Raw genomic sequence first — 22,950 nt, 5'->3', positions numbered from 1 at the left:
GTATGACCCATTTCATGGTTTATACCAATCATTAGAATCTTAGGGCTTCCTCACGCGCTTGTTGCATAGCCTTTTCTTTTATCGCAGGTTCTTGCTCGGGATTCGCAGCCATCCCTTCAACAAATATCCCCTCAAAGCTAGGAACTCCAACAAATTCCATAATGACCTTCAGGTGTCGGTGACCCATTTCCAAGTCTGCATTATCCGAGCCTGGTGACAAGAAGCTTCCGCTTGCTTGAATATGCACGGCTTTTTTATCACTCAGCAAGCCAACCCGGCCGATATCCGGTAAATATTTGAAGGTCTTGCCTGCTATGCAAATGGAGTCGATGTATGACTTCATAACCGGTGGATACGATAAGTTCCAAATCGGAGTAACAAATACGTATTTGTCTGCGGCAACAAATTGGTCGACCAACTCACCGATACGGCCTACTTTCATTTTCTCCGGTTCGGTCAATTCTTCAAAGGCGACCCCCTCCTTCAGCTTTCCCCAACCGCTAAAAACGTCTTTATCAAGCTGCGGTATATCCATGTTGTACAGATCAAGATGGATCACTTCATCATGCGGATTTGCGGATCGATACGCATGTACGAACTCTTTACCTACTAACATACTGTAAGATTTTTTATCATCATGCGGATTTGCTGTAATATATAACACGGTTGCCATAAGGGAAATCCCCACTTTCACTTGTTTTTTTAGTTGCAATTATTTGTCCGAAGAAACTGCAGCCACATCGAAGTGTCGGGCCGCTTCAGTAAAGATCTCATCCGCTTGTAAAGCTTGGGACGCATCGGGTACGATCATAACAGGACTGTCCATTCTTCATTTCATGTGCAGCACTCCTTTGATTTGGATTAGAACCGTTTTTTGGCTCGTTACTATGCTGACGGATCGACCCTTGGGAAGTGTGACAACATTTTTTTCGAGAAAAGAAAGAAATCAACAAAATTATCGGCGTCTTGTCGCATTGTTCCGGTTTCATTCGTCAGTACTTATAGAGGCTTTTATTTTGGGCGAGGAGATTGAGCGATGAACGAACAAGTCGGGTTGGCAAATACGTTCGAAGCCCACCGGAATCACCTTCAAGCCGTGGCTTATCGGTTGCTGGGATCATTGAGTGAAGCGGAGGATGCAGTACAGGAGGCTTGGTTGCGTCTTAGTCGCGCGGATGGAAGAGGCATCGAGAACATGGGAGGATGGTTGACCACCGTTGTTTCGCGTATATGCCTGGATATGTTACGATCGCGAAAATCCAGGCGCGAAGAATCGATAGAAACTCACTTGCCCGATACTTTCACAAGCCAAGAGAATATCATCGACCCCGAACAAGAAGCCGTATTGGCCGATTCTGTTGGAATTGCCCTGCTCGTCGTGCTCGGTAATTTGAATCCTGCGGAACGCATCACGTTCGTGCTGCACGATATCTTCTCCATGCCCTTCACCGAGATTGCTCCGATTGTAGGAAAGTCGGAGAGCGCGACAAGACAACTTGCGAGCCGGGCACGCCGCCGAATTCGCGGGGCGAAAGCCATGCCGAAAGCCGACTGGGATCACCAACGCGACGTTGTTCAAGCTTTTCTCGCGGCGGCTCACTCCGGTGATTTCGATGCTCTTGTCAGTGCGCTTGATCCGGACGTTATCCTTCGCGACGATCGTCAAACCGGATCTTCGAGAGTAACGCAAGGAGCGGCCACACTAGCGAAACAAGTTTCGGGACGTGCTCAGAAAGCAGCACAACTAGCCCTCGTGAACGGACAAGCAGGAATTATAGCGGCTCCACGAGGCCGTTTGCTCTATGTACTCCAATTTACAGTGAATCATGGGAAAATTACCGAAGTCGACCTGATCTCCGATCCCGAACGCGTAAGCCAGCTTGATCTGGCCGTGTTGGGCGATTGAGCACAGTTGTGCCCTGTATTACGGATCTTCAGACCGATCACTTCACCCGTACTCGGGTTAATATCTGCATAACCATTATAGAAGTAGCTGCATACGCCCCATACAATACACCATTTGCTCGATACGTCCTTGTTATCTATCGTGTAAGGTTTTTTAAAAATAAACCTGTAGCTAACACTATTATTTTCTGGCGAATGTCTATCCACCAGAACTGCTTCCGATTGATGATAAGGCAAGGAAGGGTAAAACCTTCCCGTAGCCTCATTCGGATACCGGTCTTGCATAGTTGTCGGCTTGGCCAGATTAGCGTTATATTGCTCTTTCCCCATGATTTTTAAAGAAGCTGAGGGCAGATAACCGTGCAAGGCTCCTTGAAGATAAAAATTATTGCGTTGATCCAAGCCAGCTCTAACGACAAAAACGATACTAAGTCCAAAAAATATCGTTCCTATAACGGCTTTGAGCTTAAATCGCTTTATCTGTATAAATATACTTGAGGCACATAACACAATAACGATAAAAGCCGCAGAATAAAAAATGAGCTCATCGTTTACGTTTCGAAGAATGTAGATAAAGGCTATAAGACAGCCAACGATAGAAAGGTTCAGATAGGTTAAGAAAGATCTTTTCTTCATGGTTTCCCTACCTTTATGTGTGGGGATTTTTTTATTATCAGTAATATTATGGTACCATTATGAAAGAAGGAAAGGAAGTGATGAACGTGAGCAGAAGAGCGGCTGGGGTTATTCTTTTAGCTATTTCTGCTTTTCTTACAGGAGTCAAATACTTAACTGCATCGATCTATTCAACATCATCACCCAGCGCTGGTTATGGCGCAGATTCTTTTAAACGATGGTTAGAGTATGTTGGGGGAAATTTAACCACTTTCAGTATAATCGCTCTAATTGCCGGAATCATTTATCTGATTCTTGCTGAGATTTATGATTTCGACAAAAGATGAACTACAAATGAGAATAGCTGTCTTTAAGCGGGAACTCGTCCGAGAAGGTGCGGCAGAAGATACTGAAAAGAGGGATGATTCCATGGCCGTTAACAAAACAGAATTCTTCAGGCTATATAAGGCTTTGCGGCCTTTTGTTCGGGCAGGGAATAAAGAAACGACCATCTTTGTAATTATTTCATTTATACTAGAAAATGGTTATGAATCGGATGCAGACCCTGATGAGTTATTTGATATTGCGGTTCGTGTGGCTACAAAAGCTATGAACCGTCAACAGCTGGAACTATGGCTGGAGCAAACCTGCAACCGAGTCTAATGCTATTTTTTGGGGACAAATTTAATGAGATAACCTATCAATCTTTTGCCGGCATGTCGCACCGTCATCCGATGTCGAACGACTGAGACAAGCTTTCCACTCGACCGGGTTTATAGTATGCTAGCTATATAAGGGAGGAGAGGGAAACTATGGTGAAACAACTGATCATCGGGGACGCCATGCATGAGCTGGCCTCTACGCGCCGCATCCTGGAGCGCTTGCCCGAGGAGCATATGACGTGGAAGCCGCACGTGAAATCGATGACGTTGGGCGGGCTGGCCACGCATCTGATCAACCTGCTGAACTGGCAAGTCGCGATTTTTCTTTACCCGGAATTCGATCTTTCGACCGTTCCGCTTCGGCGGGAGTCTTTGGAAAGACGCGAAGACGTGCTGGAGGAATTCGACACGAACGTCGTCAAGCTTGAAAAGCTGTTGGCCGAATGCGACGAGAACACACTCGGCGAGGAATGGACCTTGCGGAACGGCGACCATATCATCCTGCGCCAACCGCGGGCGATCGCGCTTCGCACCTTCGGATTAAGCCACATGGTCCACCACAGGGCGCAGCTCGGGGTTTATTTGCGGCTTCTCGATATTCCGGTGCCGGGCCTCTACGGTCCCTCTGCCGACGACGAAGGCAAATGAACTAAGACGCGCCAAAAAACAGTCGCAGGGCATTGGCATGGCCGCCGTACTCTGCGACTGTTTTTTCGGGATACCAGAACATCAGCTTTGTCCACCACCGGCACAAGAAATGCAAACGAAGTCACGGTCCCTGCTCTCCCTTCAGCCCTTGGTTTAGATGATCGATCATCTTCTGGGAAAACTTCAGCACCGCCTGCAGCTCCGTTTCCGAAAACGAGTCCAAAATGCTTAAAAATCGGCGATCGATCTTTGCGTGCATCGCTTCGTGCGCATCGAAAACGTGTCTGCCCTTGGACGTAAGACTGAAGTACACTTCTTTTTTGTTGTCGTTCAGCCGGCTTCGCTTGATGTATCCTTCCGCATGCAGCTTGGTGCTGATTTTTGTAATACTCGCTTTCGACAAACTCATCCTTTCGGCAATGGACGTATTGTTAATCGGCTCGTGTTTGCCGATGCACTCGATGACGTGAATGCCGGTCAAATTGTTCGGAAACGCGGCAAGACCCTGCAACCGCGCCTGATCGGCGAACTCGTCCAACTCGGTTTCGACCGTTTGCTCGATCAAATGAGAAAAATGGAGAAACTGGCCGTAAATCAATCGCTTAAGTCCCTCGGAAGAATCCATTGCGCATCCCTTTCCTTCGAAGTTTTCCATTTTGATAGGTACTCAAAAATCTCAATCGGTCATCATCGATCACAGCAAACAGTCGAGAACGGCCGCAACTCTTCTTTCTTATCCGGCGCGCCGAGCCTTCGGCAATACTCACGGTCTAACACCCATTCGTACCTCGCGAAATGATTCTTGCGCTCCGTCGTCGACCTATCAGGACAGCTCTAAAATTGTTAACTTATAAACAAAAGTAACACAGACGACAGCAACAATCAATAGCGGTACGTCAGTCCGACATCGTATCCAATACGGGGACGGCCGAACCCACACCTCGCCCCGTATAACCGATTTTTGTCACAAATGCTCTCATCTCTATTCCTTCGTCTCCAATGAGGTTGATTGTTACACGAAATGAAAAAATTGACAGGACACGCTCTATCCATTTATTATTTACTTGTAAACAATCCTACACACATTATAGCATTCACGCCGCCAATTGTATGGATAAGCATCGTTTGAATATATGATTATCAAGGAGTGGTGGTAATGGAATTGTTCAATCCAAAAACTGTGATCGACACGGTCGAAGCCCTTGAGGCGGTCGTGGGCGAGATTCCGCTTCTGATGACGTTAAAGGCAATCGACCATCTTGACGAAGGCGCGATACGTTGGATTGCTGCATCGCCACTTTTATTCGCCGGGTTCGGCGAGGGCGAACAGATCGGAATCACCCTAGGCGGTGGCGATTCCGGCTTTGTGACCGCCGATACGCACGAGCTTCGGGTGCCGGCCGCGATGCTCGACGACCCTACGCTAGCTCGACCCGGCACGGGCTTTGGTTCGCTGTTCCTGCTTCCTGACACCGGGGAGACGATGCGCGTCAATGGTCGGGTCGTCGATGTAATCGACGGTGAGATTCGCATTCGCGTTGAGGAGTGCTTTGGTCATTGCGCAAAGGCGCTGATCCGCTCCAATTTCTGGACGGCCACACCCGACGAAAGCTCGCCGCAGGACAACGTTAACTTCGTTAGCGCCAGCCGCTTTATGGCACTGGCGACAATCGACGCAAACGGCCGCGCCGACCTGAGCCCGAAGGGTGATCCAGCCGACAAAATGGCGCGTGTTGAAAAAGGCCGCGTTTGGTTCGCCGATCGGCCGGGAAATCACCGCACGGACAGCTTCCATAACATCATCGTACAGCCGCATGTCACGGCATTGTTTTTGATCCCAGGGTCGACGTATGTTGCCCGCGTCTCGGGAACCGCCCGGATGACGACGGACGAGGCAATACGCGCAAACTTCGTCGTTCAGGGCAAGACACCGGCGCTGGCTATCGCCATCGAAAGCAACAATATCGAGTTGAGCAGGAGTCCCGCTCTCTTGCGTGCCAAGCTCTGGCCGGTGCCAGAGCCTACTCACGGTATCCAACCCACAAAGATATTCCTCGAACATATGAAGTTGAACAAGAACAAGAGTTTAGAAGCGAAACTCGCGAGCGAAGCCCTGTCGAAGCCCGGGTTTCAGGATCAGCTGGAGAAGGATCTGAAGAAGGAATACAAGGACAACCTCTACTAATCCGGCGGCTATCGGTTTGGGCCTTTCATTCGGGATATTTTCTCTTGCGCTTCCATGATGTTATAATGCATACGACAACGATGCGGAAAGGCCGTGATTGGCTTGTGTTTAATCTTGTTCGCTTACCGGATGCATCCCGTTTATCAACTCGTCATGGCCGCGAACCGCGATGAGTTTTACGCACGTCCGACGGCGCCGATTCATTATTGGACGGACCACCCTCATGTGCTGGCCGGACGGGATTTGCTCCGGAACGGGACGTGGATGGGTGTGACGAACAGCGGCCGATTCGCCGCTTTGACGAATTATCGCGATCCTGCGGAGCAAACCGAAGGTAAGCACTCCCGCGGACAGTTGGTCTCCGGCTACTTAGTCGGGAACGAATCGCCTCAGGCTTACGCGGAACGCTCCGCCCGGGAACGGACAGCATATCCGGGATATAACTTGTTGATTGGCGATCCCAACGAGCTGTACTATTATTCGAACATAGGTCATGAGATTCAAAAGCTCCAGCCCGGTGTTTACGGCGTAAGCAACCATCTGCTGGATACCGATTGGCCGAAGGTAACGAAAGGGAAGAAAGAGCTGGAAGCGCAGCTCGAGGACGTTCGGGAGGGCCGGGTCGATGCGTTGTTTGAACTGCTTGAGGACGCGGAGCCGGCATCTGACGATGCGCTGCCTGCCACCGGCGTACCGCTGCAATGGGAGCGTCTCCTCTCTCCGATCTACATTCGGAGCGATCATTATGGTACGAGAAGCTCTACGATTTTATTGATGACGGATAACAAGCTTCACTATGTCGAACGAACACGTTCCGGCGAACGCATCCAAGACCGCAGACATTCGATTACGTTCTAATCTGCAGAAAGCCTCTCGAGACGATCTCGAGAGGCTTTTTTTGCTTGCATTGTTCGGCGCTGTTGAGTGGAATGTGCTCGCTATGCTGGCCAAATAAAACAACGGAGTTTCAATTCCTCATAGGTAGTTCAAAACGCCCCGCACGCCGTCGCTATGGCCGCTCTCCTAGCCTGTTTCAATTCCTCATAGGTACGTTCAAAACCACAAACTTGGCGAATATGCGGGGACATAGCCCATGGAGTTTCAATTCCTCATAGGTACATTCAAAACCCATAAAAATCCCGCTAATAAGCCATTTCTACATATTCCCGAATTACGTATCGGGTCCAGCAAACACCGTAATCCCTTTTGCCACGCAGCTATCCTTGTCGTCGATCCCCCGGCTTTTTTGCATCATTGGGGGTCGACGACAAACAGCGTAGTTAAATTATAAGCCTTTGTCCACCTTTTTCCAACCCATAGTCACCCTAATTTAATGTGCAATCATTGCAAAAATGCCTCGCACTTCTACCTTACCACAAGCTTTGAATACTTCGTATCTTTTTTGATACTTGAACAATACCAAAAATAGGAGTAAAATCATGACCAAAGTCATATTATGACCGTAGTCATTTTTTTTCAAAAGGCGGTGACCCTCCCCGATGCTTAGAGCATCCCGAAAGCAAGAGCTGAAAGAACGCATTTTCACACAGTCCATAAAGCTGTTTAAAGAAAAGGGCTTCGACAACGTAACGGTCGAGGAAATTACCCAAGCCTGCGGGATTGCAAAAGGAACGTTCTATAACTATTTTCCGAAGAAAGAAGCCGTGCTGCTCCATCTTGCCGTATCGCAGCTCGAATCCGTCCATGAAAGCATCCAACACAACAAAAACATGCCGGATCTGAAGCAACAACTGCTGCACCTCTTCAGCAACTTGTTTCATCAATACGCCGAACAACCGGACATGGTCAGACTGGTCGTGTCAGAAATGATGCGTGCCGACATGTTCATCGATGCCGAGATGAGAATCATGGAAAGGTTCAGGCAGGCACTCGCTGCACTACTTGATGATGCAAAAAACAAAGGACAGCTCACAACGCAAGCGGTCAGCGAAGATATCGCGGCGGTGTTGACCGGCGTTTACTTTAACTCGCTAATGATCTGGCTTTCGGCAGGCACAGATACGCTACAAATCGAGACGCTATTCCAGCGACATTTCGATATCGTGTGGGAAGGCATCCGTTCGGGAGGAGTTGTAAAACAATGATTTCCATCATCGTTATCTCCGCCCTGCTGCTTATCGGCATCAGCGGTCTCCACGTTTATTGGGCCTTCGGCGGCACTTGGGGTTCGGGCGTCGTGATACCGGAAACCAAAGCACAGCGGCCCGCTTTCGTACCGGGTAAGGCTGGGACACTTGCCGTCGCTTTTCTGTTGATTGCGGCATCCTTGCTGCTATTGATGGAAGCGGGACTCATTAAAGCATTTTCCGGCTTTTTTGTCGTTACTTGGGGCTGCTGGGTATGCGCTATCGTATTCGGACTGCGAACCATCGGCGACTTCCGGTACATTGGCTTAACGAAACGGTTACGAGGAACGCGCTTCGCCACCTTGGATAGTTATTTGTTTACGCCTCTATGTTTGTGGCTTTGTCTTGCTTTTATATTGGCGATCCGAATAGGAGGGTGAATGCTGGGGTGAGGAAGGGCTTTGTGCGTTCGGGATTCATCCGGCCAGCGCCAGAATCACGATTGCGCAGAAGGTGCTCGGTCGATTGGAATTTGCCCAGCGTGGCCGAGAACAAACGCCGCTCTCTGGTCTACCGAAAATTTGGGGACGATAATCAATTCATAATCCAACTGCTTGTACGTTTTAAACAAAACGTGATACGTGGCCAGCGCCTCTTCAAAATCCTGTACTCTTTCGCTGTCCGTTTGGTAGATTTCTTCCCAAGGCGGCAAAATAAACACTTGCTTGTTGTATCTGTACTTCTGAACTGCGGATTCTGCCTCTCTGAGATGGGAGCATGGATTAAATAAGAGTAAGCCAACGTATCAGGGATGCCTCTGTCAAAAAACATCGTGTGCCCCGATCGTTTGGACAATGCTGTATGGTAGCTTTCGATCGATCTATCCAGCATGAGGTCGCGATACTTGATTGCATTTTTCCAAGGCAAGGCATCCCCGTCGGAAGACATCTCCGCTTGAATGATTTCTCTGGCAACTTCCGGAACGTACGGATAGCCGCTTCTCTGTAGTTCATTCAGCAGGGTAGTTTTACCTGCACCCGGCCCGCCGGTGATCACGATAAAATCTTTCCTGAACAATGCATGGTCCGTCATTTTTAGTTCTCCCGTCAAGCAAACTATAGTTCTTTTTGAAGAAAGATTTCATCATCTTTAACATAGCCACAACGTTCATAGGTTCTGATAGCCGGGTCGTTATCGCTGCCCGTTAAAATTTTGATATTCTTTACTCCGCGCTCTGCCAGCTTGTCTTCCAACAAGGCAATCATGGAGGTGGCAAGTCCCTTTCTCCGGGCTGCCTGCTCGATATACATTTCGGTGACTTCTCCTTGCCCTTCCCGATAGCAAAACGACTTGTAGCTTTGAGCGCAAGCAAAGCCCACGACTTTTCCGTCCATGATCGCTACAACAATCAACTCGCTGTTACGGTTCATGCTCTCAATAATTTCCGACGTAGGCAACAGCTCCCCGCCGTTAAAAGCTTTGTTCAATCTTGCAAGGTCTGCCGCATCATCGGCTGTAGCCATTCTTACTTCCGTCGTCATCCGCTCAGCTCCTTTTAACAATACCCAGCGTTACGGACTCCCGTTACAATTCCTCATAGGTACGTTCTAATCAAAAACTACATCTTACGCACCTACGGGTACGCAGGTGGAGTTTCAATTCCTCATAGGTAGTTCAAAACCGGCAAAATCCCGCAAGTGGCTGTGATGCTGAACAAGTTTCAAATCCTCATAGGTAAGTTCAAAACGATGGCTAATGTATATTACACGCTTGGCAATTGGAGTTTCAATTCCTAATAGGTACGTTCGAAACCCATAAAAACCCCGACGCTACGCCATTCCCTTATATCCCATAAATTCGTATCCCCAACAGGCAATTCCACAATCCCTTCTGCAGCGCAGCTATCGTTGTCGTCGACCCACGGGCTTTTTTGCAGCATTGGGGGTCGAAAAAGCATAGTTAAATTATAAGGCTTTGTCCACCTTTTTCCAACCCCATGATCTCCCGTCCGAGTGCTTCTGGGTACGCCAAGTATAGAAAATAACCGAGTCCTCATCGTCTTCGATTATTTTGTTCAGCTTTTTCAGGATTGTCTTCGTATTTTCCCCTTCCAGCACGGAGCGTTGGACCCAGTTTAAATATTTCCGACATATCTTTAGCACCCGGACCTAAATGAAGCTATCGGTCGACTCAAACAACGAACGAAGCCCAACTTGTGAATCATAAGCATCCGTCCCACGAAGAATGGGAAATACGGTATTTCAGAAATTGTTCTTCACCTACCAATCTCAATGCCTTTTTCTGCGGCATGTTCAACACGTAATAGTTAAACAAAATCATAAATTGCTTCGGTCTTCAAATGATAACTTTCTCTTATATTCTTTATCCGAATATCGCTCATATATGGCTTCTGCATTGTAGGCCTTGAACTTGTTCTGTAAATACGAATACGACTTTGGTAAAAGCTTTTGTTCTTCTTCATTTGGATTCCATGGTACCTACCTATGAGGAATTGAAACAACTACTATCATTTCACATAATTTGTTAAACATAACTGTTTCGAACCTACCCACAAGGACTCCAACCTTGCTTCCGCCCCCTCCCACCCCCAAACAAAAAACGCCGCGGCTCAGGGTAAACCTGACAACCGCGGCGCTTCCGTTACACTCCCGCTTTTTCCGCGGTTGATTTCATTCGCTGCGCGCTTTCATAAAGGATGCGCTCTTCGTCGAGCGTCAGCACTTCCCGCTGCTTCATCACCAGTTTTCCGTCGATGATGACGTCCTCAACATCCCTGCTTGTCACCGATTCGACGATCATGTTGATCAAGCTGTGGGACGGCGAGATATGCGGCTGATCGATATCAATTAAAATAAGGTCCGCTTTCTTGCCGATCTCGACCGTCCCGATCTCATGCCCTAGCAGCATGGCTTTCGCGCTGCCGATCGTGGCCATCTTGATCAATTCCTTGGCTGGCAGCACGACCGGGTCAAATACCGGAAGGCCCCAAGACATGTGGATGCCCGAGCGGAATACCCGCATTTCGTCGAAAAGACTCAGATTCGAAGAGGACGACCCGTCGCTTCCCATGCCGAGGTTCATGCACATTTGCATCATTCTCGGCGTTTTCGGAATGCCGTGACTGCTGAAGTTAACCCGCGGGCAGTGCACGATGTTGACGTTCCGCTCCTTTAGCAGGTCTATCTCGCCTTCGGAATAGACAACGTTGTGCGCCGTCAGCAGGTTCGGGCCCAGCGCGCCGAGGGAATCCAAATATTCGGCCGGTCTTTTCTTGTACTTCTCCAGACAGTACCGCACCTCGTCGCGGTGCTCCGCCAAATGGGCGTGCAGGCCCGTGTTATATTGTCTCGCCTTCTCGGCCGCGGCCTGGATCAGCTCGGGCGAGCAGGACATCACCTGCCGGATGCCGAACCAAATCTGGATTCTCCCGTCGCCCGCGCCGTGATACGTCTTGTACAGCCATTCGTTGCTGTCGATAATGTCTTGCATCGGCTGCTTCATCGAGTCCGGGAGAAAGTCCCCGATATCGATGGCGGAACGCGTGATCGCGGCCCGCATGCCGGATTGGACGGCAGCCTCCGCCGCTTGATGCATATGCACACCGCCGGCGTCCGCAAAGGCCGTCGTCCCCGACTTGATCATTTCGAGGCAGCTCAGCTCCGCGCTGACTCTGACGTCCTGCTCGTCCAGATTTCCTTCGAACGGAACGAGGATGCGCGACCAGATCATCGGCAGCTCGTCCATCGTCCGCCCCTTCAAAAGCTGCTGACACGTATGCGTATGCGCATCGACCAAGCCGGGCATGCACAGCTTTCCTTTTCCGTCCAGAAGGTGCACCGGCTCGTATTTCGCTTTCAGTTCGTCATAGGCGCCGATCTCGATGATCCGCGAGCCGTGAATCGCAATGGACTGCCCTTCCGCAATCTCGAAATCGGGAGTCATCAAGGCGGTATGTTTGATCAAAATATCGCATTTCATAAGCAGGCTCCCCTCACATTCTCTATTTGTCCCCCATATAAGAACATCGTTCTCCTACCCATGCAAAAAAAATTTTAGCCGTTCCCCTGCCGAACGTACGTACACGTACCATAGCGGTACGCCCGATTAACCCCCGCGGCGGCGCTGTCACTTGTGCCCCATCATCGCACCTACCCATGGCGAAGCCCTACCCGTCCCGCTTCAGACGACATGCGCAAAGAAGTCCTTCATGAACCGTTCCGCGTCGACTTGCACGCATACGAGTGTCGTGGGCTCCATTGTCCGGTACAAATCCTCCGTCGTCCGGCCGAGCGCGTTGTCATCCAGATCAACCTTAATATTCATCGGCACGGTGCGGACCAGATCGGGATAGACCGCGACGCCGACGGCGAGAGGATCATGGAGCGCGCAGCCTTTCAGATAAGGATGAAGCTTGCTGTAAGCATCCAGATAAAACTCGGTAAATTGCGCGAAAAAGGTGCTTGCCGGCGTCCCTTTTTCCCGCCATTGCTGCGCGTCCGCTCTTGTGAGCAGCGTTTTTCTCGTCACATCCAGCCCCACCAGCGTGATCGGCATTCCTGATCCCAGCACGATGCTGGCCGACTCCGGATCAATGATAATGTTGGCTTCGGCGAATTTGGTCACGTTGCCCGGGGTCATGACGGCTCCGCCCATGATGACGACTTTGCCGACCATTCCGGCAATTTCGGGCGCTTTCGTGAGCGCGGCGGCCAGATTCGTCAGCGGCGCGGTGGCGACGATCGTCAAGTCTTTCTTATGCTCATAAATTTGCTCGATGAGGAAATCTACCGCATGCTGCGAAGACGGAACCGGACCTTCGACCGGACCTAACGTCTCGCCGAGCCCGTCGTTGCCGTGAATTTTGCCGTTGTATTCCCGGGTGCGCTGCAGCGGTTTTTCCGAGCCTCGGAACACAGGAATCCCGGTTGCCCCCAGCACTTCGAGAATTTTGCGCGAATTGCGGCACGAATAATCCACCGGGGCCATTCCATAAGTCGTCGTGACGCCTAGCAGTTCCACCGTCGGCAGCGAAACGGCATAAGCAATCGCCAAAGCGTCGTCAATCCCCGTATCCACATCCAGAATCATTTTTTGCATGGTACTCTCTCCCTTCTATTCTTTCATCCTATACGGCTTCTTTCTCCACGATCGTTTCGCTCGCCAGCCTTTGTCGCTCCTTCCGTCCGTAGAACACCTCGAACAGCACCATACCCGCCACCAGCATCAGCGAGAACAGCAGGCATACGTTGCTGTACAGGTGAACATGCTTCAAGCCTTCCGGTACGGGCAGCAGCTTGAAGTCCAGCGTGTCCTGGGAAATGAGAATGCCGACCAGCGCGACGAACAGGGACAAAATAATTTTGGTGATCAAATTGTAAACGCTCATACTGATTCCTACTCTATCGTCAGGCAGCAGACCTGTAAACGAAGTGTAAAACCCGGAGTAAATGATCGTGTAACCGATACCAAACAAGGCCAGCGCAATCCACATATAAATGATATTCATCCCAAGGAAAATACCGAACATGAGCATACCTGCCAAGACAATGCTTGTTCCCACATAAAATGCTTTTAATTTCCCGATTTTATTCGTGATTTTCCCTGCAAGCATGCCCGAAATAAAGGCCCCAAAGTTCGCGGGAACGAACATGAGCCCGATCACTTCGATCCCCGCGGCGTACACGTCGCGAATGAAGAACGGGAAAATAAAGAAAAAGGCGGACTGTACACAATAGATCAAAATCGACACCAGCAGCAAAGGGGTGTACGTTTTAATGCGGAACACCGACAGATCGAGGATCGGATCTTTACGTTTCTTGGAGTACAGGATAAAGAAAGCAAGGATTACAAGTCCGATCAGGCCGATGAGCATATCCTTTCTCGTCACCGCCAAAATGAGAACGGTGGAAAGCACGGTCAAAATGATCGCGCCGATGATGTCGAGCTTGCCTTTTTTTCCGGTTTCGTTAGGAAGATACTTTAGGAATACGGGAAGCGTAATCAGAACCACGAGCGGAAGCAGGAACGAGAACGTCCACGAAAAATATTTCGCAACGTAGCCGCCGATAATATGTCCGATCCCGGCCGATAGCTGGTACATGGCGGTACCGTAGCCGAGGTAGAGGGGCTGTTGTTCTTTCGGAGCATATCTCCGCACGAGCACGATGAAGCAGCCGGGAATGACCGCCGCCCCCATGCATTGAATGGCTCTGGCCAGAACGACCAGCACAAACGAGGACTGAACGATAAAGCCCAGAAGCGAACCGACCACAAAGGTAACGACGCCAAAGACGAACAGCTTGCGGAACGAGATGCTGTCGGAGAGCGCCGCATAGATGGCTCCGCCGACGCCCAGAATGAGCCCGCCGATCGTGACAACCCAACTGACGGTCCCCGGCGTGATCGCGAAATCTTCCGCGATTTTCGGCGTGACCAGCGAAAAAACGTTTTCATTAAACACCTGCATGAAGAGTAAAAAGATGACCCAAGGCATCGCGATGAGGATGACCTTGGAGTTCACGCTGCTGTTATCCGGTTGTCTGTCTTGACCCATGTTCTTTCACTCCCCCATAAAGTTTAAAAAACGTCTATCCGTGCCGCCGCGCCATCGCTATACCGGGCATATGACATAGGATCACCTCCTTGTCTTGGTTTCAGTCAAGAAAACGCTATCATATTTCGTTGTCAAACGGGTAAAATTATAGTTCTCATATGCGGAACAACGTTCTTCCAAATGTCTAAAAAAAATTAACGTGCGCCAAGTCTCTTGGATATTGAGTCCGCTGCGGCCTGGCACTGCCGGAGTAAGCTGTCTGCAATATCGTTCATCCGGAACTCCAATCCGGAAATGGACAACCCGGCTACAACTTCCCCGGAATGATCCATGATCGGAACGGCAATCCCCATGCCTCCCAGCGAGAAGTCGTTGGACGAGATGCAATAGCCTTGTTTTCTGATCGTCTGCAGCTGCTGCCGAAGCTCGTCCGGGTCACTGACCGTATAGTCCGTAAACTTTTGCAAACCTTTAGCTATGGTTTTGTTAACATTGTCTTCGGGTAGATAAGCTAGTAATATTTTGGTGGTGGCTCCTGCATGCAGCGGAACCCTCTTGCCTAAGGGAGACGTGTACCGTACGCTTTGCGTGCTTTCGACCTTCTCGACGCAAATGCCCTCCAGACCGTCAACGATCATGAGCATGACCGTCTCTTTGGTGTTCTCGCACAGCTCTTCCATGACCGGCTTTGCAACCGTTCGCAAATTCATCTGATTTCCGACGACGACGCCCAATTCGAACAGCTTAATCCCGAGCATATACTTTTGGCTCTGCGGATTTTGGGTGACGAAGCCGCGGTTCTCCAACGTGACCAGCATGCGGTGAACGACGCTTTTGTACAGGCCCAGATGCTCGCTAAGCTCGGTCACTCCCCATTCGGGCTTCTCGATCGTGAAGCATTCCAGCATTCTCAGAATCCGGTCCCCGGTCTCCAGAACAGCCGTTTTCTTCGTATTGTTTTCCATGGGCAGCTAACCTTTCGTTCCGTAAATAAGAACAACGTTCTTATTTTATTGATTTTTTCTTTCATTATAGATTTTTTAGCCGGGGAAAGCAATAAGGCGATCAAAAGATGTATCGTTTTGAATGAAGGCTACAGGAGTCCAAAGAAAAATGATCTCTTTGCTAGTGAAGGTATCGCGGCATGAAAAAAACAAAGTGGTCTAGAGGGATTCATTCCCTTTAAACCACTTTGTCAACACTCCCTCTATCGAGGGTTTCTTCATTTCTATTGGACACCTTAAATCCTATTTATTTCTTCTTCAACGCCTGTACATCATCTTTAAAAGCTTTACTATACTGCTCGAATAATCCCGTATTAAACTTATAACTCTTGTCTTTGGCTTGGGGCTTATTTTCCTTAAGCTGTTTGTACAAGTTATCGGTTTCACCCGATAGTTTAGTCCATACTTGCTTCACATTATCATACTTCGCATCCAATCCCTTTATATAAGCATCATATTCCGCTTTCTTCTCCATCGCTTTACCAAGTCGGTCAATCGTGAAATCTATGTCTAACTCCTTGCCTGTACTGCTAGTACCGTCACTTTTGTACCAACTGATGTCTACGAATCCTTCGTTCCAAATCGTCCCGGTTATAAAGTTGCTAATCTCAGCCAGTTTTGACTCCACTGTAGGCTCTTCCTTTTTAGCAGAAGCATCCGCCTTATTAGCAGGGTTCGCAATCGATTTCTGAATGGCCTCAGCCAGCTTTTCCTCATCGGTTTTTTCTTTTGCACATCCGGAACTGACGAACAGCATTACAACGGCCATTCCAATCAAAAAAACACTTTTGTTGCGATTAAACATCTCAATACTCCCCTCTTTTACACATGTTGCTTTCCTTTTATATGGCTGCTTCCTTATATATCGGATTCTTTAACAAAATTTTGAAGGGAATTTCCGAAGGAATAAGTTCGTAAAAACCTCCCATTCACTTCTATCGAATATAAACAAAACCCCTTCAGCCTAAATGAAGGAGTTTTTAGATACTAACGTTACACCTGTTTTCTCTTCTAAAATAAGCCATCCAAGCAACGTACCAACCACGGGTTGAAAGAAGAAAAACAACCCTTCGGTTAAGGCGTAAAGCATTTGTAATCCGCGAAAAACTTCGGTTAAACCCGTCTTTTCACCCAAATGTTGAAAACCATGGACACTAGCGTCAATGCAATAAAAAGAATTCCGCCCTTTAAGCTCCCCTCTATACCTGCCGCAGCAATAAATCTCCCGCCAACCGCCGAACCGATGGACACGCCGAGATTGATGAAAGAGATGTACAAGGCATTCACAAATTCAGGAGCTTCCGAAGCTTCCGACGTAAGCAGCGTCTGGGTTACGATGAGTCCGCTCGTATGGGCGGCACCCCACAGAAGCATGACGGCAGTTACGAGAACGAGGGAGGTTACCCCCGAATCCAGCAGGAAATAAGCGATCGCAAGCACGAACGGCTGGACGAGCGTCGTTCGCAGCCTGTTCATTCCCAGCAGCTTCCCCGCGAGCAGATTGCCGGCTACGCCACCGACTCCAAAAACGACAAGCATGATACTGAGGATGCGTTCCTGCAGCCCCATTACTTGTCCTAGGAATTCCGCAGAATAGCTGTAGACGGCAAACATCGCGGCAAAAAGAAAAGTCGCGGCGCCAATACTTAACCATATGCGCAAAATGCTGAGCTGCTCCCTGTACTTAACTCTAGGCGCTGCGGATGTTTTGGGAAGGATGACCGCGATCCCGGCGGCAGCAATGCCATTAACAATGGCGCAAAAAAGAAAAGACGCCTCATATGAAAATTGATCCGCTATATACGTTGTTAAAGGAACTCCCAGCACCATTCCCATGCTGGTGCCGATAAAAGCTTTTGCGGAAGCGTTAGCTCTTTGTTCCTCCGGATACAGGGAAGCGACTGCGACAAAGGCAAAATGAAAAAAACACGGGATGAAACAATGCCGGAATCACGCGAAGCGCCAGCAAAACGTAGAAATGATCGGTAAATGCCGACAATGCGCTGCACCCTGCGAAAATAAGCAAGCACAGGACCAGAACCTGTTTGCGATTACGGTTGGAAAGAATCAGGACCATGAAAGGGCCGAACAGCGCAATGACAAAGGCGAAGGCGCCAACGAGCATGCCGGCCTGGGCCGTGCCGACGTGGAATCGTTCCATGATGGCGGGCAAAATGCCGACAGCGCCGAACTCGATGGTATACAAGCCGAATAACCCGAGTGCGATAAACCATATCGGCGTTGCCCGGACTGTATTCATTTCCGGACCCCGGCATAGACGGCTTCACAGAGCTCTTCAGTGAATAGGCCGGACATGCCTTCCAACGCCGTATTGGTAAACGCCGCAACGCTGAGTCCGAGCGCCGGGTCGACAAACCACGAATGCCCGTACGTGCCGCCCATACGCCACGTTCCCGGTGATTCCGGCGTGCTTGCAGCAGCGGCGTCCTTTAGCAGCGTAAAGCCAGGCCGAAGCCTCGCCCAGGCCAATAAGCCATCGGCAGCTCACCGATCTGATTGGTGGTCATCTCGCGGACGAGACGCTCCGGCAGCAGCGGGGCTCCGCCCTTCAGCAAGGCTTCCAGCAGCAGCATAAAATCGCCGGCACTGCCGACCATGCCAGCTCCGCCGGTAAGTCAATCCCGCCGTATGCGTCAACAGCTGCCGAATCGTAATCTCCGCGCAATCGCCATTGTTCAGACGCGGCCGAAACGTCGGCATCCAGCGGTGGACAGAATCCTCCAGTTGAAGGCGGCCTTGCGCTACAAGTACAAGGGCAGCCGTCGACACGATAGGCTTGGATACCGACGCGAGCCGGAACAACGCATCTTCCTGCATGGGTCGGTCCCGCTCACGATCGGCCAAACCGGCAGCGCGGCTGTAGACGGGCTCTCCGTCCAACGCCACTTTCACAACAGCACCGACCAGCCTTTTTTCGGCTATGGTTCGGTCGATGACTTCATCAATACGTTCCTTCAATGTAGGCAATGCTATTCATCCTCTCCTGTGTTGATTACTTTACTATCGTTAGTTTATTATATAAATATAGTGACTTGATTTACATAAGGCAATCATGTTATTTCATGCCTTGGACGAAGGAAATCATGGGAGTTTTAAGGGAAATCCTTAAATATAAAAGGTAGGGAACACGATGGACCACGTAGATAAGCAAATTCTTTTCCATCTTCAAGGTCAGGCGAGAATTTCGATGACGGAGCTGGGTAAGCAAGTAGGCTTGTCGCAGCCTGCGGTAACGGAAAGAGTAAAGCGTATGGAGGAAAAAGGGATCATCGAGGAATATCGGACGATGGTGTCACCGGAAAAAATCGGTAAGCACGCTGCCGCGTACATTCTGTTCCGTACGAGGGATTGTCATGCTTTTCTCGACTTTTGCCGCTCCTCGCCCGAAGTCGTCGAATGCCACCGCACAAGCGGAGAACATAACTACTTATTGAAAGTGATGGCCGATTCCACGCGCGCGCTTGAGGAGTTTGGAAACAAGTGCGATAAATACGGGACGTATACGATCCTCATCGTGATGTCATCGCCTATCGGTCCCAGACATCTTATTCCTTCGCTTGAGTGAAATGTAAAAAGGAACCCGATTTCAGATCGGATTCCCATGTGTAGAAAACCAAGCAGGGCGTCATACGGATCGCCTTCCATTCCCGGAACCTTGGCGAAGGCAGGCTCCGTTTTGATGCCTTGCTCTTTCAGTGCGCGGACTGATCTCCTAGCCATTACTGCAAATATGCCGAATTAATATAGAAGAACTCAAACTTGCTGTCGCTGAAATTGGCGAACGAAGCCTTCAATTTGTCGTTCGTATGGGCGCTGTATTGCATCGTTACGGTATCGTTAGCTACGACAAACATTACATGCGAGTAATCCAAAGCGCTGATAAATCCGCCGGCCGGCGTGGTAGCTTTCGTGGTTTTGTAGAAATATTTTTTGGTGCGGACCATGTAATCTTCCAAGCCGTTGCTAATATTGCGGCCTGTGTTCACCCAGGCAATCGACTCGGGCTTCCATGTGCTGTCCGTCGGAATCCCACCGGCATACATCGCTTGGGAAACATAGTTCGCGCAATCTACCCCGCCGCTCTCCGTATGAAACTTGTAGTTTTTATTCCACTTGCTTGTATCGTAGTAAGGCGAGCTAGTCACCGTAGACGTGTACCTGTTCGCATAATCTCTTGCCGCAATCCGGTTGTACGTAAAAGCGGCCTGAGGCTGGACTGCGCTTCGCACCGTGTAAGCCCGATTGGTCGTAACCGCTTCCATCAAATCCTTCTGCCCATGCTTCATCATCGTTTCCTCGGTTTCAGGAATGAAATGGGTCGCCGGAATCCAATCCATATAATTCAAAAATTCAAGCTTCGCGCTTTGGTTATCGATGACGCCGTTGACGACTTTGGCTGTGAGCCGGAACGAGTCGTTCTGCTCCGTTGCCGTGCCGATATATTCGCCGAGGTCTTTGAGCCGGTCGCTGATGACTTGCTCGGTTTCCATCGCGCTGATCGCGTTGGCTTGCTTTAATGCTGCGGATTGACTCTTCATTCCTTTAACGTAAGGAATTTCGTCGACCGACTTGGCTTTTAACGTTTTGCTTAAAGAAATATCGACTCTTGCCGTCAGAACATTGTCTTTCACCGAGTACTCGGAGATGTCGCTGTCGATGGTATTCAGCGTGTAGTAAGGCTTATAAGCTTGCCCGACAAAATCGACAACGAATTTTTGGGCGTCTTCCCGGACTTTCGCATCGCCCGCCTTCAGGGTCGTGTCATCGGCGAAAGCGACGGCCGAAGTTAAAGCAAACAACATGATCGCGCTTGCAGCTATTTTTTTACCGAACATCATTCATTCCTCCTCGGTTTGGATTGTCATCGGTGTGCGATCTGATCCCGCGCACAAGGCAACTATATAATAAAGGTCCCGCCCACAGAGGATTAGGAATGATCCTGCAAAAAAACGGCGTTATGACGCACGGAAGATGTCGAAAATTCGCTGGATTAAGAAATATTTGGAAATAAAAGGAGGATTTTTGCAGTTTTCCACCTAAATATTAGAGTGGATTTCATTCCATTTTTTAGGAGGGTTCTCGAATGAAGGCTCGTCATGTACTAGGTATTTTATCTTTGGCGGCACTGTTCGCGGTCAGCGTGCCATGGGCAAGCTATGCGGAGGAAGCGGCAAAGAACGGCGGCAGCCCAATAAGGCATGGAGCTCCAGCAATTGGACGCGGAAGCCAAGCTGACTAACGAACAGGCTTACGTCGTGCCCGACACCTTATTGGCAGCATTCGAAGAAGCATCGAAGCAGTATAAGGTCCCCCGCGATTTGCTCATAGCCATCGGCTGGACCGAATCGCGGCTAAGCAACCATGAAGGCCTTCCCAGTTTTGAAAACGGTTACGGAATGATGAACCTCGTTTCCAATCCGGTCAAGCAAACGCTGGAGAAAGCGTCACAGCTTTCCGGACTCGACGTCAATTTGCTGAAATCCGACGATAAGTCGAACATTATGGGAGCGGCCGCGCTTCTTGCCGATTTTCAAAAAACGGCCAACCCCGAATTCCGGGAATCGCCTAATCTGTCGGACTGGTCCAATGCCGTCAAAATGTATCTGGGCTCGGAAAATGACGAGCTGAACGTCTCTTATCTTCAGCAAGTGCTGGGCACTTCCAAGCTGTTTATTCCCTCGGGGAATAAGGTAACGATTAAAAACGAAATCGTCATTTCCGCGCTTGCCGGAAAGCCGGTGGTAAAGCCGATTTGGAAAGCGGCGCATCCTACCAATTATGCAACCGGAAACCGCGGCCGCGGAACCATTACGCATCTGGCGATCCACGTCATGCAGGGCACTTACGCCGGCTCCATCAGCTGGGCGCAGCAAAAGCATGACGGGCCTTCGGCCGCGCACTATTACGTAAGAAGCTCGGACGGAGAAATTACCCAGATGGTCAAAGATAAAGATATTGCCTATCACGCCCGCAGCGCGAATTCCTACACCATCGGGATCGAGCATGAAGGCTACGTTAGCGATCCGAAAAAATGGTTTACCTCGACCATGTACAACCAGTCGGCCAAGCTGGCGGCTCTCATGTGCTACACCTATGGAATTCCGGTCGATCGGAGTCACATCAAAGGGCATAGCGAGTACCCGAATCAGACCCATACCGACCCGGGGTCCGGTTGGGATTGGACGACCTATATGCGTTACGTGAAGGCCTGGTACGCCGAATACCAAAAATGAAACTAACATAGCACGATGGCTTCCGAGGAATAAAAGGCCGCCAAGCGCGATGCGCCGGCGGCCTTGTTTTCTTCCTATATTACAGCTTGTTGAACGTGTCGGTGAGCACCGGTACGATTTGCGATTTGCGGGAAACGACGCCTTTCAGCACGGCTTTGTTGTCGTCCAGCTTCACGTTGTACGCCTGCTCCACGGCATGCGCGGCGCGGCCGAGGGCCAAGCCGATCGAATCGTTGTTCAGGATGTCCGTCACGACGAAGAGGAACAGGTCCAGGTTTTTCTCCGCGATGATGCCGGAGAGCGCCGCTTCCAGCTCCGCTTGGCGGGACAGCACGTCGTTTGTGTCGACGGCGTTCACTTGGGCGATTTCCACTTTGTAGCTGCCCATTTGGAACTCTTTGGCGTCGAGCGTGATCAGTTGGGCGATCGTTTTGTCGCTCAGATCGGCGCCGGCTTTGAGCATCTCCAGACCGTAGGTATCGGCGTTCACGCTGGCGATTTCGGCCAGCTCGCGGGCAGCGGCTACGTCTTCCTCCGTGCAGGTAGGCGACTTGAACAGGAGTGAGTCGGAAATGATCGCGGACAGCATGAGACCGGCGATTTCTTTCGGAATGGCGACCCCGTTTTCTTTGTACAGCTTTTTCAGAATCGTCGCCGTGCAGCCGACCGGCTCGGCACGGTAGTAGAGCGGGCCGCTTGTCTCGAAGTTGGCGATGCGGTGGTGGTCGATGACCTCCAGCACGCGAACCTGATCGATGTCGGACGCGCTTTGCTGACGTTCGTTGTGGTCGACCAGAATGACGTTTTTCGCTTCATTCGCTACCGTCTCGACGAGGCGCGGCGCTTCCGCTTTGAAGTAGTCGAGCGCGTATTGGGTTTCCCCATTCACGCTGCCCAAGCGGACAGGCTCGACATTTTGGCCTAGCTGAGTTTTCAAATGCGCATACGCAATGGCGGAACAGATCGTATCGGTGTCTGGGTTCTTATGTCCGAAAATAAGTACTTTATCCATCCTT

At 50.1% G+C, this 22,950-nt stretch carries 25 protein-coding genes and 4 pseudogenes; 11 read left to right on the top strand and 18 right to left on the bottom strand.

All coding sequences use genetic code 11. The annotated features are described in order from the left end of the window. Positions 1–31 precede the first annotated feature (31 nt). Entirely contained in the window at positions 32–673 is a 642-nt protein-coding gene (locus QJ48_RS19660; protein ID WP_054975219.1) for an NAD(P)H-dependent oxidoreductase, read from the bottom strand. 363 nt (positions 674–1,036) lie between these two features. On the opposite strand from QJ48_RS19660, the gene QJ48_RS19655 reads away from it, so the two are divergent. After that, entirely contained in the window at positions 1,037–1,906 is an 870-nt protein-coding gene (locus QJ48_RS19655) for a sigma-70 family RNA polymerase sigma factor (RefSeq protein ID WP_054975218.1), read from the top strand. Here QJ48_RS19655 and QJ48_RS37000 read toward each other — a convergent pair. Beyond that, positions 1,825–2,541, bottom strand: a complete 717-nt coding sequence (locus QJ48_RS37000) for a hypothetical protein (protein ID WP_157261691.1) — start codon at positions 2,539–2,541, stop codon at positions 1,825–1,827. The two genes, QJ48_RS19655 and QJ48_RS37000, sit on opposite strands and share 82 nt — an antisense overlap. 80 nt (positions 2,542–2,621) lie before the next feature. Between QJ48_RS37000 and QJ48_RS19650 the strand changes: the two genes are divergently transcribed. The 3 genes from QJ48_RS19650 to QJ48_RS19640 all read left to right on the top strand — a co-directional run bounded on the left by QJ48_RS19650 (position 2,622) and on the right by QJ48_RS19640 (position 3,830). Continuing rightward, the gene (locus QJ48_RS19650; protein WP_054975217.1) at positions 2,622–2,867 is read left to right on the top strand and encodes a hypothetical protein; all 246 of its coding nucleotides are present in this window, start codon (positions 2,622–2,624) and stop codon (positions 2,865–2,867) included. 7 nt (positions 2,868–2,874) lie between these two features. Beyond that, positions 2,875–3,183 carry a hypothetical protein gene (locus tag QJ48_RS19645; RefSeq protein WP_054975216.1) on the top strand — a complete coding sequence of 103 codons (309 nt, stop codon included), beginning with the start codon at positions 2,875–2,877 and terminating at the stop codon, positions 3,181–3,183. Positions 3,184–3,332: 149 nt separating this feature from the next. Beyond that, positions 3,333–3,830: a DinB family protein gene (locus QJ48_RS19640; RefSeq protein ID WP_054975215.1), complete on the top strand. Its 498-nt coding sequence runs from the start codon at positions 3,333–3,335 to the stop codon at positions 3,828–3,830. A gap of 121 nt (positions 3,831–3,951) precedes the next feature. On the opposite strand, the gene QJ48_RS19635 is transcribed toward QJ48_RS19640, so the two are convergent. Then, a complete protein-coding gene (locus QJ48_RS19635) occupies positions 3,952–4,455 on the bottom strand; it encodes a MarR family transcriptional regulator (protein ID WP_054975214.1) in 504 nt (167 codons plus the stop codon). A 531-nt stretch (positions 4,456–4,986) separates the two neighbouring features. On the opposite strand from QJ48_RS19635, the gene QJ48_RS19630 reads away from it, so the two are divergent. From QJ48_RS19630 to QJ48_RS19615, 4 genes are all read left to right on the top strand, one after another. Continuing rightward, positions 4,987–6,015 carry a pyridoxamine 5'-phosphate oxidase family protein gene (locus QJ48_RS19630; protein ID WP_054975213.1) on the top strand — a complete coding sequence of 343 codons (1,029 nt, stop codon included), beginning with the start codon at positions 4,987–4,989 and terminating at the stop codon, positions 6,013–6,015. 93 nt (positions 6,016–6,108) lie between these two features. Continuing rightward, positions 6,109–6,873 carry an NRDE family protein gene (locus QJ48_RS19625; protein WP_337589630.1) on the top strand — a complete coding sequence of 255 codons (765 nt, stop codon included), beginning with the start codon at positions 6,109–6,111 and terminating at the stop codon, positions 6,871–6,873. Between the two features lie 641 nt (positions 6,874–7,514). After that, the gene (locus tag QJ48_RS19620) at positions 7,515–8,120 is read left to right on the top strand and encodes a TetR/AcrR family transcriptional regulator (protein WP_054975212.1); all 606 of its coding nucleotides are present in this window, start codon (positions 7,515–7,517) and stop codon (positions 8,118–8,120) included. Further along, complete coding sequence (locus tag QJ48_RS19615) at positions 8,117–8,542, top strand: DUF3995 domain-containing protein (RefSeq protein WP_054975211.1); 426 nt, start codon at positions 8,117–8,119, stop codon at positions 8,540–8,542. Before QJ48_RS19620 ends, QJ48_RS19615 begins: the two co-directional genes overlap by 4 nt. 56 nt (positions 8,543–8,598) lie before the next feature. Here the strand turns inward: QJ48_RS19615 and QJ48_RS19610 are convergent. The 12 genes and pseudogenes from QJ48_RS19610 to QJ48_RS35365 all read right to left on the bottom strand — a co-directional run bounded on the left by QJ48_RS19610 (position 8,599) and on the right by QJ48_RS35365 (position 18,668). Beyond that, positions 8,599–9,194 (bottom strand): annotated as a pseudogene (locus tag QJ48_RS19610) (AAA family ATPase). A 23-nt stretch (positions 9,195–9,217) separates the two neighbouring features. Next, positions 9,218–9,643 carry a GNAT family N-acetyltransferase gene (locus QJ48_RS19605; RefSeq protein ID WP_054975210.1) on the bottom strand — a complete coding sequence of 142 codons (426 nt, stop codon included), beginning with the start codon at positions 9,641–9,643 and terminating at the stop codon, positions 9,218–9,220. 423 nt (positions 9,644–10,066) lie between these two features. Then, on the bottom strand, positions 10,067–10,219 hold the full coding sequence (locus tag QJ48_RS36050; RefSeq protein WP_337589629.1) for a CRISPR-associated endonuclease Cas2: 153 nt from the start codon (positions 10,217–10,219) through the stop codon (positions 10,067–10,069). A 544-nt stretch (positions 10,220–10,763) separates the two neighbouring features. After that, positions 10,764–12,101: an amidohydrolase family protein gene (locus tag QJ48_RS19600; protein WP_054975209.1), complete on the bottom strand. Its 1,338-nt coding sequence runs from the start codon at positions 12,099–12,101 to the stop codon at positions 10,764–10,766. A 201-nt stretch (positions 12,102–12,302) separates the two neighbouring features. Next, positions 12,303–13,220, bottom strand: a complete 918-nt coding sequence (locus QJ48_RS19595) for a nucleoside hydrolase (RefSeq protein WP_054975208.1) — start codon at positions 13,218–13,220, stop codon at positions 12,303–12,305. A 28-nt stretch (positions 13,221–13,248) separates the two neighbouring features. Continuing rightward, on the bottom strand, positions 13,249–14,676 hold the full coding sequence (locus tag QJ48_RS19590; protein WP_054975207.1) for an MFS transporter: 1,428 nt from the start codon (positions 14,674–14,676) through the stop codon (positions 13,249–13,251). A 194-nt stretch (positions 14,677–14,870) separates the two neighbouring features. Beyond that, complete coding sequence (locus QJ48_RS19585) at positions 14,871–15,641, bottom strand: IclR family transcriptional regulator (protein ID WP_054975206.1); 771 nt, start codon at positions 15,639–15,641, stop codon at positions 14,871–14,873. A gap of 286 nt (positions 15,642–15,927) precedes the next feature. Continuing rightward, entirely contained in the window at positions 15,928–16,485 is a 558-nt protein-coding gene (locus tag QJ48_RS19580; protein ID WP_054975205.1) for a hypothetical protein, read from the bottom strand. Positions 16,486–16,644: 159 nt separating this feature from the next. Beyond that, positions 16,645–16,782 (bottom strand): annotated as a pseudogene (locus tag QJ48_RS38825) (EamA family transporter); the annotation flags it as partial. 11 nt (positions 16,783–16,793) lie between these two features. After that, a complete protein-coding gene (locus tag QJ48_RS19575) occupies positions 16,794–17,573 on the bottom strand; it encodes an MFS transporter (RefSeq protein WP_272948140.1) in 780 nt (259 codons plus the stop codon). After that, positions 17,548–17,886 carry an MFS transporter gene (locus tag QJ48_RS39210; protein WP_272948138.1) on the bottom strand — a complete coding sequence of 113 codons (339 nt, stop codon included), beginning with the start codon at positions 17,884–17,886 and terminating at the stop codon, positions 17,548–17,550. Before QJ48_RS39210 ends, QJ48_RS19575 begins: the two co-directional genes overlap by 26 nt. Before the next feature lie 50 nt (positions 17,887–17,936). Beyond that, positions 17,937–18,668 (bottom strand): annotated as a pseudogene (locus QJ48_RS35365) (serine hydrolase domain-containing protein). 163 nt (positions 18,669–18,831) lie between these two features. Here QJ48_RS35365 and QJ48_RS19570 point away from each other — a divergent pair. Next, a complete protein-coding gene (locus QJ48_RS19570; protein ID WP_010498435.1) occupies positions 18,832–19,266 on the top strand; it encodes an Lrp/AsnC family transcriptional regulator in 435 nt (144 codons plus the stop codon). 62 nt (positions 19,267–19,328) lie between these two features. Here QJ48_RS19570 and QJ48_RS39205 read toward each other — a convergent pair. Then, positions 19,329–19,421: pseudogene (locus QJ48_RS39205) on the bottom strand (DUF4269 domain-containing protein); the annotation flags it as partial. Continuing rightward, positions 19,421–20,539, bottom strand: a complete 1,119-nt coding sequence (locus tag QJ48_RS19565; protein WP_237762981.1) for an amidase domain-containing protein — start codon at positions 20,537–20,539, stop codon at positions 19,421–19,423. The pseudogene QJ48_RS39205 and the gene QJ48_RS19565, both read right to left, overlap by 1 nt. A 245-nt stretch (positions 20,540–20,784) precedes the next feature. Between QJ48_RS19565 and QJ48_RS37550 the strand changes: the two genes are divergently transcribed. Beyond that, entirely contained in the window at positions 20,785–20,940 is a 156-nt protein-coding gene (locus QJ48_RS37550; protein WP_162238524.1) for a hypothetical protein, read from the top strand. Then, positions 20,900–21,934 (top strand): N-acetylmuramoyl-L-alanine amidase, encoded by a 1,035-nt coding sequence (locus QJ48_RS19560; protein ID WP_054975203.1) that lies wholly within the window; start codon positions 20,900–20,902, stop codon positions 21,932–21,934. Before QJ48_RS37550 ends, QJ48_RS19560 begins: the two co-directional genes overlap by 41 nt. Before the next feature lie 79 nt (positions 21,935–22,013). Here the strand turns inward: QJ48_RS19560 and QJ48_RS19555 are convergent, their stop codons facing one another. Continuing rightward, positions 22,014–22,946, bottom strand: coding sequence for a manganese-dependent inorganic pyrophosphatase (locus QJ48_RS19555; RefSeq protein ID WP_054975202.1), 933 nt, complete (start codon positions 22,944–22,946; stop codon positions 22,014–22,016). Positions 22,947–22,950: the final 4 nt, after the last annotated feature.

Origin of the sequence: Paenibacillus sp. A3, assembly GCF_001399685.1 — a bacterium.
GTDB lineage: Bacteria > Bacillota > Bacilli > Paenibacillales > NBRC-103111 > Paenibacillus_G.
The sequence above is the reverse complement of the archived record's forward strand: the minus strand, read 5'-3'. Positions and strand labels throughout refer to the sequence as shown.